The organism is Pseudomonas extremorientalis (assembly GCF_001870465.1).
GTDB classification, from domain to species: domain Bacteria; phylum Pseudomonadota; class Gammaproteobacteria; order Pseudomonadales; family Pseudomonadaceae; genus Aquipseudomonas; species Aquipseudomonas extremorientalis.
Genome location: NZ_MDGK01000013.1, coordinates 1 through 13,669 on the forward strand (window position 1 = coordinate 1; position 13,669 = coordinate 13,669).

Below are 13,669 nucleotides of genomic sequence, written 5' to 3' on the forward strand. Positions count from 1 at the left end.
ATCGGGGTGTAGAACCGTAGACATCGTTTACATCTGAAACCGGGGACATCGTTTACACATTTGAGGCTTGGACGCGGGTCATACCTCGTCCAAGCCTCCCCAAGGGATAATCACACAGGTACAAATCCCAGACATCATCCTCAGCTTCTTTAAGACCTATCCTTTCTCCGGATAGGGCCTCGCTGACAAATACCAACTTGCCGTTCCACTTGATCGATCCATCCTGCCTGACGCTTCGCACCCGCATTTCTGCCGGATACTCCACATCGGGCAAGCACCCTGGGTACCGTCGGGTAGATGGCACGTACACATCTCCCGGACGTTTCATACCAAGCGCTTCATGAGGGCGTACGTAATTGAACTCATGCCGGAAATGCTCCAGCAAAAGCTGCTGCTCGACCAAGTTGCTCCCTAGCGGTAGCTCAAGTTTCAGGCTGCGATGCATTCGTTCGTGTCGACCATTCTGGGCAGGTCTTCCCGGCATGGTTCGCTCGGGATAGATACCTAAACGGATCCACCAAACGGCCAGTGTGGATATCCTCGCCAGGCCAGGAGAGGCGAAAGGGACTCCGTTGTCTGAGCGAATGACTTCCGGCATGCCGTAATCCTGAAAAAGCCGCTCAAAGGTTTGTTTTACAGGCTGGGTCATGATTTTAGGATGAGCCCTGCACGCCAGAATCAAACGGGATGCATGGTCTGTAACCGTCAGCGGGAAGCAAAGCTGGGCGTTGAGCATCTTGAATTGCCCTTTGTAGTCCACGCACCAGGTTTTGTTGGGGTCATTGGCCTCTCGCATTTCAATATGCGAGGTACCGTGCCGACGCTTGAACCGCCGTTTGCTGACCAGCCCAAGTCGGTCAAGCCATTGGCCGGCTGTACTGGGAGACGGCCAATCGATAGAGGGATCTTCAATTCGCAATAGCTCAATGAGCTTCTTTGGCCCCCATTTATCGTGGGCTTCCTTCATGGCCACTACGCGAGCCAGGATCTTATCGTCGGTCTTGTTGGGGCTGTTATGAGGTCGCCGAGAAACCTCGGCTAACGACTTCAAATCGCCGTTATGCCGAGAAATCCATTTGTCTACGGTAGGTCGACTGACACCGAAGCGGCGGGCCAGCTGGCTTTTCGTGAAGTTACCCGAAAGCCAGTCAGCAACCAGCTTGATTCGTTGGTTCATGGGGGACTCTTGGTTCCAGGGCATGATCAGTTACCTCCTGATCATGCGTATTAACCTGTAAACCATGTCCCCGGTTAGAAATGTAAACGATGTCCCCGGTTTGTACCGGGGCAAGCCCCCTCCCACAAGGGTATATCAGGGGCCGTTACTTACCGGTCCACTCGGCTACGCGCTCAGGGTGCTTGGCGACCCAATCCTTGGCCGCTGCATCAGGCTTGGCGCCTTCCTGGATAGCCAGCATGACTTCGCCGATTTCGTCCTTGGAGGCCCACTGGAATTTCTTCAGGAAGGCCGCGACTTCCGGCGCTTTCTTTTCCAGGCCCTTGCTGCCGATGCTGTTGACGGTTTCAGCAGCACCATAAATCCCTTTTGGATCGTCCAGGAAACGCAGTTTCCACTTGGCGAACATCCAGTGTGGCACCCAACCGGTGACCGCAATGGATTCCTGTTTGTCTTCGGCGCGGGTCAGCTCGGCGATCATCGCCGCACCCGAGCTGGCTTGCAGTTTGTAGTCGAGGCCGTACTGCTTGATCGCTTCGTCGGTCTTGAGCATCACGCCCGAGCCGGCGTCGATACCGACGATCTTGTTCTTGAAGGTGGTGTCGGTCTTGAGGTCTTCGATGGACTTGGCCTTGACGTACTCCGGCACGATCAGGCCGATCTTCGCATCCTTGAAGTTGGGGCCGTAGTCGACCACCTTGTCCTTGTTCTTGGCCCAATACTCACCGTGGGTCACCGGCAACCAGGCGGACAGCATGGCGTCGAGCTTGCCGGTGGCCACGCCCTGCCACATGATCCCGGTGGCTACCGCTTGCAGTTTCACGTCATAACCGAGCTTGGCCTTGATCACCTCTGCCGCCACGTGCGTGGTGGCAACGCTGTCGGACCAGCCGTCCACATAGCCGATGCTCAGGGTTTTGCTGTCGGCGCTGGCCAGTGTGGAGCTCATCGCAACTACCAGAGTGGCAGCTGCGCCCAAGAGTCGTCGCATCTTCATCGTACTTCCCCGAAAGTGCTGCGCCCGACGGATGCCGAGCGACGTCAACCTGTTGTTATGTGGTGCACCGCGCCCCCGTCACGCGCATCGATCCGGTGTCTGCGGCATCAGTGGAGTGCTGACAGTTCGATCATCAACCTGCCGCGCCCTTCGACCTGCTCTGTCAGCGACCTCATACAAGCAAGAAACGACATCACATAGCCAGCAGGGCGTTTTGTAGGACTTGACGCCAAAATCCCGCCCGAACTTTGCATGTCAAAATTATGCGGCCCCACTGGGACGGCCTAAATCCGGGTAAGATGCGCGCCTTTGCTCTCCAGATAAGCCGACCATGCCTGCGACTGCCCGCTTCCCTGCCCTGCCCTATTTCTGCGCCCTGCTCCTCGGCCTGCTGGCCCTGATCGGCTATTGGTATGGCCTCGGCCGCTCCGTAGTGCTGCCCGATGTCGCCAGCGCCACACACAAGATGCAGTGCGCGTCCTACACGCCGTTCGATAAAGACCAATCTCCGTTTGATCAGCCGTTCAAACTGCGGCCGGACCGCATGGACGCCGACCTGGCCCTGCTGGCCACCCGCTTTGAGTGCGTGCGCACCTACACAATGGTCGGCCTGGAAGCGTTGCCAAGCATGGCACGCGAACATGGGCTGAAGGTAATGGCAGGCGCCTGGGTCAGCAGCGACCCAGTGGCGACCGAGAAAGAAATCGAAACATTGATCACGGCAGCAAACGCCAACCCTGACGTAGTGACCTCGGTGATCGTCGGCAACGAAGCGCTGCTGCGTAAAGAAGTCACCGCCAAACAGTTGGTGACGCTGATCCAGACCGTCAAAAGCCGGATCAAGCAGCCGGTGACCTATGCGGATGTGTGGGAATTCTGGCTGCAACACCCGGAAATCGCGCCGGCGGTGGACTTCCTGACGATACACCTGCTGCCCTACTGGGAAGATGACCCTTCCGGCATCGACCAGGCGCTCAAGCACGTGGGCGATGTGCGCCAGACCTTCGGCAACAAATTCGCGCCCAAGGACATCCTGATCGGTGAAACCGGCTGGCCCAGCGAAGGTCGCCAGCGCGAAACCGCCGTGCCGAGCCGGGTCAACGAAGCCAGGTTCATGCGGGGTTTCGTGGCCATGGCCGAGGCGAATGGCTGGCGCTACAACCTGATCGAGGCCTTTGACCAGCCGTGGAAGCGTGGGAGTGAAGGTGCCGTCGGTGGTTATTGGGGCCTGTTCGATGCCAATCGGCAGGACAAGGGTATCCTCGCCGGGCCGGTTACCAATGTGCCGTACTGGCCGCTATGGCTCGGCGTGGGCGGGATCATCCTGCTGGGCACCCTGGTTCTGGGTGGCCGTGTGCGCAGCACGCGCACCGCGATCGCCCTGCCGTTGCTGGGCGCCGTGGCAGCCTGCTCCATCGGCACCTGGGCCGAGCTGACCCGCGTCACCGCGCGGTTCAACGATGAATGGGTGTGGGCAGGCTTGCTGGTGGTGATGAACCTGCTGGTGCTGGCCCATGCCGCCCTGGCCTTGAGCGCACGGCAAGATTGGCGCGCACGCGCATTCAACTGGCTGGAGCAGCGCGCGGGCTGGCTGGTGGCGACTGCCGGTTTTGCGGGGGCGGTGATGATGCTGGCGTTGGTGTTTGACCCGCGCTACCGCAGCTTCCCGAGCGCAGCGCTGGTGTTGCCAGCCCTGGTGTACCTGGTGCGTCCGGTGACCGGACCGCGCCGGGAGATTGCCTTGCTGGCCTTCATCATCGGTGCGGGTATTGCGCCGCAGTTGTACCGTGAAGGGTTGTTGAACCAGCAGGCTTGGGGTTGGGCGGTAGTGAGCCTGCTCATGACGGCAGCCTTGTGGCGCTGCTTGCGGGTGCGCAAGGTCTAAAACCGTTATCGGGGGCAAGCCCCCTGCCACAGGTCAATACACTACCAATGTGGGAGGGGGCTTGCCCCCGATGAGGCCCTATCAGGCAACGCGGGGCTTCCTGACCAACCGCAACCCCGCAATCACCACCGCAAACACCGCAAACGTGGTGTTGTACAACGCCAATGCCGGCAACCCGAACGCCACCCCCAGCACCGCTAACCCCCAACCCACGCGGCCAGGCACAAAAAACGCCAGCACCGACGTGATCAACGCGGTCCAGCCCAGCACCTTGAAGTGGATCATCAGGCCCAGGTTCGAACGCAATTGGCATTCCCAGCGGCTGGCTTCATCCGCGCAGATGCCCACCCACTGGCCGTCCTCCATAAAGCCATAGCGCGCACCGTAACTGGCAGCCAACCATAGCGGCAGGGCAATAAGCAGCAAAATCAACGGTAAACGACGGGACATGGGCCACTCCGATAGGCAAAAACGGCGCTCAGCTTAATGCTCCGACAGCCGTTAGCAAGGCGCATACACACAATTAGTATTCATCAAAGCGCGGCAAAGTGTATCTTCTCGCTACTATTACCCCGATTCCGACGTTATTTACCGACTTTTCGTGCCGAGTGCTGGCACTTCGGCGACGACGCGGTGGTCATAGCCTGCGAACTTCATTAAGCACGTTTCCTCCTAGGGATTAAGTCATGCTCCGTTCCTTGCGCTGTGCTGCCCTGCTGGGCAGCCTATTTCTGAGTGCGTCAGCACTGGCCGTCGATATTGACCAGGCCAGCTATGGCTACCCTTTGACCAACCCGTTTGAAGCGACCATCGCCACCACGCCGCCCGATCTTCGGCCAAAGTTGCCGAGCGATGACGAGATCAACCAATCCGACTACACCCTGAACATGCGCCCCGAGCGCGAGTTCAGCCTGCCGGACAACTTCTGGGCGGTGAAGAAACTCACCTACCGCATCGCCAAGCAGGACCGAGCGGCGCCGCTGATCTTCCTGATCGCCGGCACCGGCGCGCGGTTTGACAGCAGCCTCAACGAATACCTGAAAAAACTGTATTACCAGGCCGGCTACCATGTGGTGCAACTGTCGTCGCCCACCAGCTTCGACTTCATCAGCGCCGCCTCGCGCTTCGCCACCCCGGGGATCACCCAGGAAGACGCGGAAGATATGTACCGCGTGATGCAAGCCGTGCGCGCGCAGAACGCCTCATTGCCGGTCACCGACTTCTACCTCACCGGCTACAGCCTGGGCGGCCTGGATGCGGCGTTTGTGGCCAAGCTCGACGAGACCCGTCGCAGCTTCAACTTCAAGAAAGTCTTGCTGTTGAACCCGCCGGTCAACCTCTACACCTCGATCACCAACCTCGACAAGCTGGTACAGACCGAGGTCAAGGGCATCAACAACACCACCACCTTCTATGAGCTGGTGCTGAACAAGCTGACCCGTTACTTTCAGCAAAAGGGCTACATCGACCTTAACGACGCCCTGCTGTACGACTTCCAGCAGTCCAAGCAGCACTTGACCAACGAACAGATGGCCATGCTGATCGGCACCTCGTTCCGTTTTTCAGCGGCCGACATCGCCTTTACTTCGGACCTGATCAACCGCCGTGGCCTGATCATCCCGCCGAAGTACCCGATCACCGAAGGCACCAGCCTTACGCCGTTTCTCAAGCGTGCGTTGCAATGCGACTTCGATTGCTACCTCACCGAACAAGTGATCCCGATGTGGCGCGCGCGCTCCGATGGCGGCAGCCTGTTGCAACTGGTCGACCAGGTCAGCCTGTACGCCCTCAAGGACTACCTGCACAACAGCCCGAAAATCGCCGTCATGCATAACGCGGACGATGTGATCCTCGGCCCTGGCGACCTCGGTTTCCTGCGTAAAACCTTCGGCGATCGCTTGACCGTCTACCCGCTGGGCGGCCACTGCGGCAACCTCAATTACCGCGTCAACGCCGACGCCATGCTGGAGTTCTTCCGTGGCTAAATATCTTCTGCTGCTTGCCGCCTTGATGTGCGCAGGCGTGGCCAATGCCGACAACAGCAAGGCCCATGAGCCGGTCAATATGGATGCCGACGGCTTCAAGGAACCGCTGAGCAAGCTCAAGTTCAACCCAGGCCTGGACCAGAGGGAGTTCGAGCGCTCGTCGCTCACCGCACTCAACGTGTATGACCCGCTGGAGTCGTGGAACCGCCGCGTGTACCACTTCAACTACCGCTTCGACCAATGGGTGTTCCTGCCGGTGGTCAACGGCTACACCTATGTGACCCCCAGCTTCCTGCGCACCGGCGTGAGTAACTTCTTCAATAACCTGGGCGACGTGCCCAACCTGTTGAACAGCCTGTTGCAACTCAAAGGCCACCGCTCCCTGGAAACCACCGGGCGCCTGCTGGTCAACACCACCCTCGGTATCGCCGGCCTGTGGGACCCGGCCACCGCCATGGGCCTGCCGCGCCAGAGCGAAGACTTCGGCCAGACCCTGGGCTTCTACGGCGTGCCTGGCGGTGCGTACCTGGTGCTGCCGATCTTCGGTCCATCCAACCTGCGCGACACCACTGGCCTGATTGTCGACTACGGCGCGGAAACCCAGATCAACTTCCTCAACGTGTCGGAAGTCAGCTCCAATCACCCGGAAATCTGGGCGTTGCGTGCGGTGGACAAGCGCTATCAGACCAGCTTCCGGTACGGGCAGATGAACTCGCCGTTTGAATATGAGAAAGTGCGGTATATCTATACTGAGTCTCGAAAGTTACAAATAGCCGAATAATATAAATTCAGCAAATACAGGGCTACCCGGTTATTCGGGCAGCCCTTTTTTATTGCCAAAGATTTTCAACATAACCAGTAAAAACCTCGCCTCGCGCCGTACCGTTTTCATGGAACCGCCCAGCCATACGACGCACTAAGACTGCGCAACCGATACATTTTCCTGCCTCGCCAGAAAAACAGAAACTATACTTAATCAAATGGAGTTGTTTACTTATGATCCCTATTAAAAATGGCTACAGTACACCCTATTTCACCTCCCTGCCTGCAGCAACGCCTTCAACAACCTCAGTTCATCCCGCCCCTGTTTCCGGTCATGACCGAGACATACGTTATTCTCGCATCCTTAAACAGGTCCTTGAAGACCCTCTCTTTTCAACTCTAGACAAAAGGGGAAAACCAGACGGGGCTCAATTCCTGGACCTTAATAAATTTTATAAACAACTGGGTGGCCATTGGAACGACAAATCTTTAAGTCCGCTTCAGCAACTAAACTTTGCGATCAAGGCATTGAACGTGCTTGAACGTATCGACAGGCTGGGCGGCGCTTACTCGCCGGAAAACAACAATACAATCGATGGCGTTATGCGCGATCGCCCAACGTTAGAAGCTCGTCACATTTCCAACACCGTACACGCAGATTCGGAATTCATGCGTTTATTGGATTATTGCGAAAGGGGAGAAGAAGCATTGTCGGGCGATATCGTTAACCGGCGATAACACTTCGCGAAGCATAACTTACAGACGGTAGAGCAAACACTTCTTAGAAGGCCATTCGATTGAATGGCCTTTTTATTGCCAACGGATCAAGCCCTCGCGGCGTTCCAGAGCTTGCCCACTGCGCTGACCACCGCCAGCACCACCGCCCCCGCAACAATCCCCACAATGCCGTTCAGCACCACCGGCACCAACCACGCCACCCCGCCCACGCCCACGCCCTGGCTGAACGTTTCGATCCAGTGATGCACCACCGGCACGCCATGGGTAAGGATTCCACCGCCGACCAGGAACATCGCCGCCGTACCGATCACCGACAGGCTCTTCATCATGTACGGTGCTGCCCGCAGGATGCCGCCGCCGATACTGCGCGCCACCTGGCCGGGCTTCTGGGTGAGCCACAGGCCCAGGTCATCCAGCTTGACGATACCGGCCACCAGTCCGTAGACGCCCACCGTCATGACAATGGCGATGCCGGACAGCACGATGACCTGCTGCATCAGTGGCGCATCGGCCACAGTGCCGAGGGTGATGGCGATGATTTCGGCGGAAAGGATGAAGTCGGTACGAATGGCGCCCTTGATCTTGTCCTTTTCGAAGGCCACCAGGTCGGTTGCCGGATCGACCACAGCCTCGACCAACTGCGCATGTTCAGCCTGGTCCTGGTCCTTGCTGTGGAGAAACTTGTGCGCGAGTTTCTCGAAACCTTCGAAACACAGGTAGGCACCGCCGAGCATCAATAAGGGCGTCACCGCCCACGGCGCGAACGCACTGATCAACAGCGCTGCGGGCACCAGGATCAACTTGTTGACGAAGGAGCCCTTGGCCACCGCCCACACCACGGGAATTTCCCGTTCGGCGCGCACGCCGGAGACCTGTTGGGCATTGAGCGCGAGGTCATCGCCCAGCACCCCGGCGGTCTTCTTCGCCGCCATCTTGGTCATCAGGGCAACGTCATCGAGTACCGCGGCGATATCGTCGATCAACACCAACAAGCTGCTTCCTGCCATGAATCGGGCTTCCGTAAGAGTGAGATGGCGCGAGCATAACGCGGCAAAAGGCCCAACGGGCAGATTGTTGAGGCGCGCGGATAGCCGGTGCTACCATGCGCAACCGCCAGTCTTGGCAAGGAAACTCCAGGTTTATGAGCACCATTCGCGAGCGCAACAAAGAAAAGATCCTGCGGGCGGCGAGCGAGGAGTTCGCCGACAAGGGCTTCGCCGCGACCAAAACCAGCGACATCGCCGCCAAGGCCGGGCTGCCCAAGCCCAACGTCTACTACTACTTCAAGTCCAAGGACAACCTCTACCGCGAGGTGCTCGAAAGCATCATCGAGCCGATCCTGGCCGCCTCCACGCCGTTCAATCCGCAGGGCGACCCCAAGGAAGTCTTGAGCAACTACATCCGCTCGAAAATCCGCATTTCCCGTGACCTGCCGTTTGCCTCCAAGGTGTTCGCCAGCGAAATCATGCACGGCGCGCCGCACCTGAGCGCTGATCAGGTCGAGCAGTTGAACGCCCAGGCCAAGCACAACATTACATGCATCCAGGATTGGGTGGATCGTGGCCTGATCGCGGCGATTGACCCCAATCACTTGATGTTCAGCATCTGGGCGGCCACACAGACCTACGCGGATTTCGACTGGCAGATCTCGGCAGTGACCGGCAAGGCCAAGTTGGATGAAGCGGATTACGAGGCGGCGGCGCAGACCATTATCCGGTTGGTGCTCAAGGGCTGTGAGCCGGACTGACACACCGTGGTGTGTGTGCCAATCGGGGGCAAGTCAACACAAAATCAAGCTGACACCCCGGCATCCGCCATCAACCCCACCCCCTCGATCGCCGTGATCGCACACTGCTCATCAATATCCGACGTATCCCCGCTGATCCCGATCGCGCCCAGCACCACACCTTCCTGACTTCGAATCAACACCCCACCCGGCGCTGGCACCACACTGCCCTGCCCCAGGCTGTTCAATGCGGCGATAAAGGCCGGGCGTTGCTGCGCGTCCAGTGCCAGCAGGCGTGACCCCTTGCCCAGGGCAATCGCACCCCAGGCCTTGCCAATGGCGATCTGCGGGCGCAGCAAGCTCGCGCCGTCCTCCCGTTGCAGCACGACCAGATGACCGCCGCTGTCGAGCACCGCGATGGTCAGCGGCGCAGCAGAAATCGTGCGCCCTGCGGTGAGGGCCTGACTGGCCAGCTGGGTGGCAATTTTCAAGGTTAAAGCGCTCATGGTGCCGTCCTTCTTTTGTTATTGGGAAAGCGGTGCAGGTCTGAATGATCAGATGCTCCATTCAACAAATAGAACACAATGACTTTTATTTTTGTATACAATATTTTCACAAAAAGGCTCCATACGTCGAAAAAAGCCGTTCAGATGAGCGCAAAGGCCAGTTTATAAAATGCATTGACCTGCGCAGCTCGCCGTGAATACACTTTGTACAGAAACCACTTGTATACAATTACAAAACGCAAGAGGCACCAAAATCATGAGCAAAATGAGAGCAATCGAAGCCGCCGTCCTTGTCATGCGCCGTGAAGGCGTAGACACCGCCTTCGGTATCCCAGGCGCCGCGATCAACCCGCTGTATTCGGCCTTGCAGAAGGTGGGTGGCATCGATCACGTCCTTGCTCGCCACGTTGAAGGCGCCTCCCACATGGCCGAGGGCTACACCCGCACCAAGGCCGGCAACATCGGCGTGTGCATCGGCACGTCGGGCCCGGCGGGCACCGACATGGTCACTGGTCTTTACAGCGCCTCGGCCGATTCCATCCCGATCCTGTGCATCACCGGGCAAGCGCCCCGCGCCCGCATGCATAAGGAAGATTTCCAGGCCGTGGACATCACCAGCATCGTCAAGCCGGTGACCAAGTGGGCAACCACTGTCCTGGAGCCCGGCCAAGTGCCGTATGCCTTCCAGAAAGCCTTCTATGAAATGCGCTCTGGCCGCCCCGGCCCGGTGCTGATCGACCTGCCCTTCGACGTGCAGATGGCCGAGATCGAATTCGACATCGACGCCTACCAGCCGCTGCCCCTGGCCAAGCCTTTGGCCACCCGCGTGCAGGTGGAAAAAGCCCTGGCCCTGCTGGACCAGGCCGAGCGCCCGCTGCTGGTGAGTGGTGGTGGCGTGATCAACGCCGACGCCAGCGAGCTGCTGGTGGAATTCGCTGAGTTGACCGGCATCCCAGTGATCCCGACCCTGATGGGCTGGGGCACCATCCCTGACGATCATCCGCAGATGGTCGGCATGGTCGGCCTGCAAACCTCCCACCGCTATGGCAACGCGACGATGCTCAAGTCAGACGTGGTGCTGGGCATCGGTAACCGCTGGGCCAACCGTCACACCGGTTCGGTCGAGGTGTACACCGAGGGCCGCACCTTCATTCACGTCGACATCGAGCCCACGCAGATTGGCCGCGTCTTCACCCCGGACCTGGGCATCGTCTCCGACGCGGGCTCCGCCCTGACGATGTTCATTGAAGTGGCCCGCGAGTGGAAAGCTGCCGGCAAACTCAAGGATCGCAGTGCCTGGCTGCACGACTGCCAGCAGCGCAAGGCCACCCTGCACCGCAAGACGCACTTCGACAACGTACCGGTCAAGCCACAGCGTGTGTATGAAGAAATGAACCAGGTGTTCGGCAAAGACACTTGCTACGTCAGCACCATCGGCCTGTCGCAGATTGCCGGCGCGCAGTTCCTGCACGTGTACAAGCCACGCCACTGGATCAACTGCGGCCAGGCCGGCCCACTGGGCTGGACCATCCCCGCCGCCCTCGGTGTGGTCAAGGCCGACCCGAGCCGCAAGGTGGTGGCGCTGTCCGGCGACTACGACTTCCAGTTCATGATCGAAGAACTGGCCGTGGGCGCGCAGTTCAAGCTGCCGTATATCCACGTGGTGGTGAACAACTCCTACCTGGGCTTGATCCGCCAGGCCCAGCGCGGGTTTGAAATGGACTACTGCGTGCAGCTGTCCTTCGACAACCTCAACGCCCCGGAACTCAACGGTTATGGCGTAGACCACGTGGCCGTCGCCGAAGGCCTGGGTTGCAAGGCCCTGCGCGTGTTCGAGCCAGGCCAGATCGCGCCGGCACTGCGCCGCGCCGAGGCAATGATCGAAGAATTCAAGGTGCCGGTGATCGTTGAGATTATTCTGGAGCGCGTGACCAATATTTCCATGGGCACCGAGATCAACGCCGTCAATGAATTCGAAGATCTGGCGCTGGTCGGCAATGATGCGCCGACTGCCATTTCCCTGCTCGATTAAGGAGAACCCTATGCCGCGTTTCGCCGCCAACCTGTCCATGCTGTTTACCGAACAGGACTTCCTTGCCCGCTTCAAAGCGGCTGCCGATGCCGGTTTCCAAGGGGTCGAATACCTGTTCCCGTATGAATTCAGTTCCGCTGAAATCAAGGCGCAGCTCGACGCCAACGGCCTGACCCAGGTGCTGTTCAACCTGCCGGCCGGTGACTGGGCCAAGGGTGAACGCGGCCTGGCGTGTCACCCGGACCGCGTCGAAGAGTTCCGCGCCGGGGTCAAGCTGGCCATCGCCTACGCCCAGGTGCTGGGCAACACCCAGATCAACTGCCTGGCGGGCATCCGCCCACACGGCGTTGATGACGAAACCCTGGAAAAAACCTTCGTCGCCAACCTCAAGTACGCCGCTGAAAAACTGCAAGCGGTGGGCATCAAGCTGGTGATGGAAGCGATCAATACCCGCGACATCCCTGGCTTCTACCTGAACAACACGGCGCAGGCCCTGTCGATTCGCGAACAGGTCGGCAGCGACAACCTGTTCCTGCAGTACGACATCTACCACATGCAAATCATGGAAGGCGACCTGGCCCGCACCATGGCCGCGCACCTGGGCGAGATCAACCATATCCAGTTGGCGGACAACCCGGGGCGTAACGAGCCGGGCACCGGTGAGATCAACTACCGCTTCCTGTTCGAGCATCTGGACCGCATCGGCTACACGGGTTGGGTCGGCTGTGAATACAAGCCGTTGACCACCACCGAAGCGGGTTTGGGTTGGTTGAAGACCCATAACGCCATCTAATAAAAAGAGGATTCTTTCATGGCTAAAATCGGATTCATCGGCACCGGCATCATGGGCCAACCCATGGCCGCGAACCTGCAGAAAGCAGGCCACCAACTGTTCCTCTCCGAGCACCACGGCAAGGCCCCGCAAGCGCTGATCGACGCTGGCGCCGTGGCCCTGGCCAACCCGCAGCAGGTGGCGCAGGAAGCCGAGTTCATCATCGTGATGGTGCCGGATACACCCCAGGTGGATGACGTGCTGTTCCGCAAGGACGGCGTCGCCGCAGGCCTGTCGCCGAACAAGGTGGTGATCGACATGAGTTCGATCTCCCCCACTGCCACCAAGGCATTCGCCGCGAAGATCAACGAGACCGGCGCGCAGTACCTGGACGCGCCCGTGTCCGGTGGCGAAGTCGGCGCCAAGGCCGGCACCCTGAGCATCATGATCGGTGGCGAGCCGCAGACCTTCGAACGCGCACTGCCGCTGTTCCAGGCCATGGGCAAGAACATCACGTTGGTGGGCGGCAATGGCGATGGCCAGACCGCCAAGGTCGCCAACCAGATCATCGTGGCGCTGAATATCCAGGCGGTGGCCGAAGCATTGTTATTCGCGTCCAGGAACGGTGCCGACCCGGCCAAGGTGCGTGAAGCCCTGATGGGCGGCTTTGCCTCGTCGAAAATCCTCGAAGTGCATGGCGAACGCATGATCAAGGGCACCTTTGATCCGGGCTTCCGTATCAACCTGCACCAGAAAGACCTCAACCTGGCACTGGCCGGGGCCAAGGAGCTGGGCATCAACCTGCCGAACACCGCCGGTACGCAACAGGTGTTCAGCACTTGCGCCGCGATTGGCGGCGGCAACTGGGACCATTCGGCGCTGATCAAGGGCCTGGAGCATATGGCGAACTTCTCGATTCGCGATAAATAACCCCTGATGAGCTGCAGTCAAATGTGGGAGGGGCGGTGCGACGATTCGACTTGCCCCCGATAGCGGTGTATCAACCGACAAAAATGTTGAATGAAAGCATGCCATCGGGGGCAAGTCGAATCGTCGCACCGCCCCTCCCACCATTTGACCCCATTCCAA

13 protein-coding genes are annotated in these 13,669 nt (G+C 59.2%); 8 read left to right on the plus strand and 5 right to left on the minus strand.

All coding sequences use genetic code 11. The features are described from left to right. Window positions 1-52 precede the first annotated feature (52 nt). Both BFN10_RS03330 and BFN10_RS03335 read right to left on the minus strand, forming a co-directional pair. Entirely contained in the window at window positions 53-1,201 is a 1,149-nt protein-coding gene (locus tag BFN10_RS03330; RefSeq protein WP_071488463.1) for an integrase core domain-containing protein, read from the minus strand. A 121-nt stretch (window positions 1,202-1,322) separates the two neighbouring features. Continuing rightward, window positions 1,323-2,174: a glycine betaine ABC transporter substrate-binding protein gene (locus BFN10_RS03335; RefSeq protein ID WP_025857941.1), complete on the minus strand. Its 852-nt coding sequence runs from the start codon at window positions 2,172-2,174 to the stop codon at window positions 1,323-1,325. Between the two features lie 331 nt (window positions 2,175-2,505). Between BFN10_RS03335 and BFN10_RS03340 the strand changes: the two genes are divergently transcribed. Beyond that, the gene (locus BFN10_RS03340; protein WP_071488464.1) at window positions 2,506-4,059 is read left to right on the plus strand and encodes a glycoside hydrolase family 17 protein; all 1,554 of its coding nucleotides are present in this window, start codon (window positions 2,506-2,508) and stop codon (window positions 4,057-4,059) included. 81 nt (window positions 4,060-4,140) lie between these two features. Here BFN10_RS03340 and BFN10_RS03345 read toward each other — a convergent pair whose 3' ends face one another. Then, complete coding sequence (locus BFN10_RS03345; protein WP_071488465.1) at window positions 4,141-4,509, minus strand: hypothetical protein; 369 nt, start codon at window positions 4,507-4,509, stop codon at window positions 4,141-4,143. Between the two features lie 236 nt (window positions 4,510-4,745). Between BFN10_RS03345 and BFN10_RS03350 the strand changes: the two genes are divergently transcribed. From BFN10_RS03350 to BFN10_RS29160, 3 genes are all read left to right on the plus strand, one after another. Next, complete coding sequence (locus BFN10_RS03350) at window positions 4,746-6,044, plus strand: serine/threonine protein kinase (protein ID WP_071488466.1); 1,299 nt, start codon at window positions 4,746-4,748, stop codon at window positions 6,042-6,044. Further along, the gene (locus BFN10_RS03355; RefSeq protein WP_071488467.1) at window positions 6,037-6,825 is read left to right on the plus strand and encodes an MlaA family lipoprotein; all 789 of its coding nucleotides are present in this window, start codon (window positions 6,037-6,039) and stop codon (window positions 6,823-6,825) included. Before BFN10_RS03350 ends, BFN10_RS03355 begins: the two co-directional genes overlap by 8 nt. 215 nt (window positions 6,826-7,040) lie before the next feature. Next, complete coding sequence (locus BFN10_RS29160) at window positions 7,041-7,544, plus strand: hypothetical protein (RefSeq protein WP_130898163.1); 504 nt, start codon at window positions 7,041-7,043, stop codon at window positions 7,542-7,544. Between the two features lie 86 nt (window positions 7,545-7,630). Here BFN10_RS29160 and BFN10_RS03360 read toward each other — a convergent pair whose 3' ends face one another. After that, window positions 7,631-8,551 carry a DUF808 domain-containing protein gene (locus BFN10_RS03360; protein ID WP_071488468.1) on the minus strand — a complete coding sequence of 307 codons (921 nt, stop codon included), beginning with the start codon at window positions 8,549-8,551 and terminating at the stop codon, window positions 7,631-7,633. Between the two features lie 134 nt (window positions 8,552-8,685). Between BFN10_RS03360 and BFN10_RS03365 the strand changes: the two genes are divergently transcribed. Continuing rightward, entirely contained in the window at window positions 8,686-9,291 is a 606-nt protein-coding gene (locus BFN10_RS03365; RefSeq protein ID WP_058427897.1) for a TetR/AcrR family transcriptional regulator, read from the plus strand. Window positions 9,292-9,335: 44 nt separating this feature from the next. Here the strand turns inward: BFN10_RS03365 and BFN10_RS03370 are convergent, their stop codons facing one another. Beyond that, window positions 9,336-9,776: a GlcG/HbpS family heme-binding protein gene (locus BFN10_RS03370; protein WP_071488469.1), complete on the minus strand. Its 441-nt coding sequence runs from the start codon at window positions 9,774-9,776 to the stop codon at window positions 9,336-9,338. Between the two features lie 256 nt (window positions 9,777-10,032). On the opposite strand from BFN10_RS03370, the gene gcl reads away from it, so the two are divergent. Genes gcl through BFN10_RS03385 form a run of 3 tightly spaced genes read left to right on the plus strand, consistent with a single transcriptional unit; the run spans window position 10,033 to window position 13,510 of the window. Beyond that, complete coding sequence (gcl, locus tag BFN10_RS03375) at window positions 10,033-11,808, plus strand: glyoxylate carboligase (protein ID WP_071488470.1); 1,776 nt, start codon at window positions 10,033-10,035, stop codon at window positions 11,806-11,808. A 10-nt stretch (window positions 11,809-11,818) separates the two neighbouring features. Then, on the plus strand, window positions 11,819-12,601 hold the full coding sequence (gene hyi, locus BFN10_RS03380) for a hydroxypyruvate isomerase (protein WP_071488471.1): 783 nt from the start codon (window positions 11,819-11,821) through the stop codon (window positions 12,599-12,601). Window positions 12,602-12,619: 18 nt separating this feature from the next. After that, a complete protein-coding gene (locus tag BFN10_RS03385; protein WP_071488472.1) occupies window positions 12,620-13,510 on the plus strand; it encodes a 2-hydroxy-3-oxopropionate reductase in 891 nt (296 codons plus the stop codon). Window positions 13,511-13,669 lie beyond the last annotated feature (159 nt).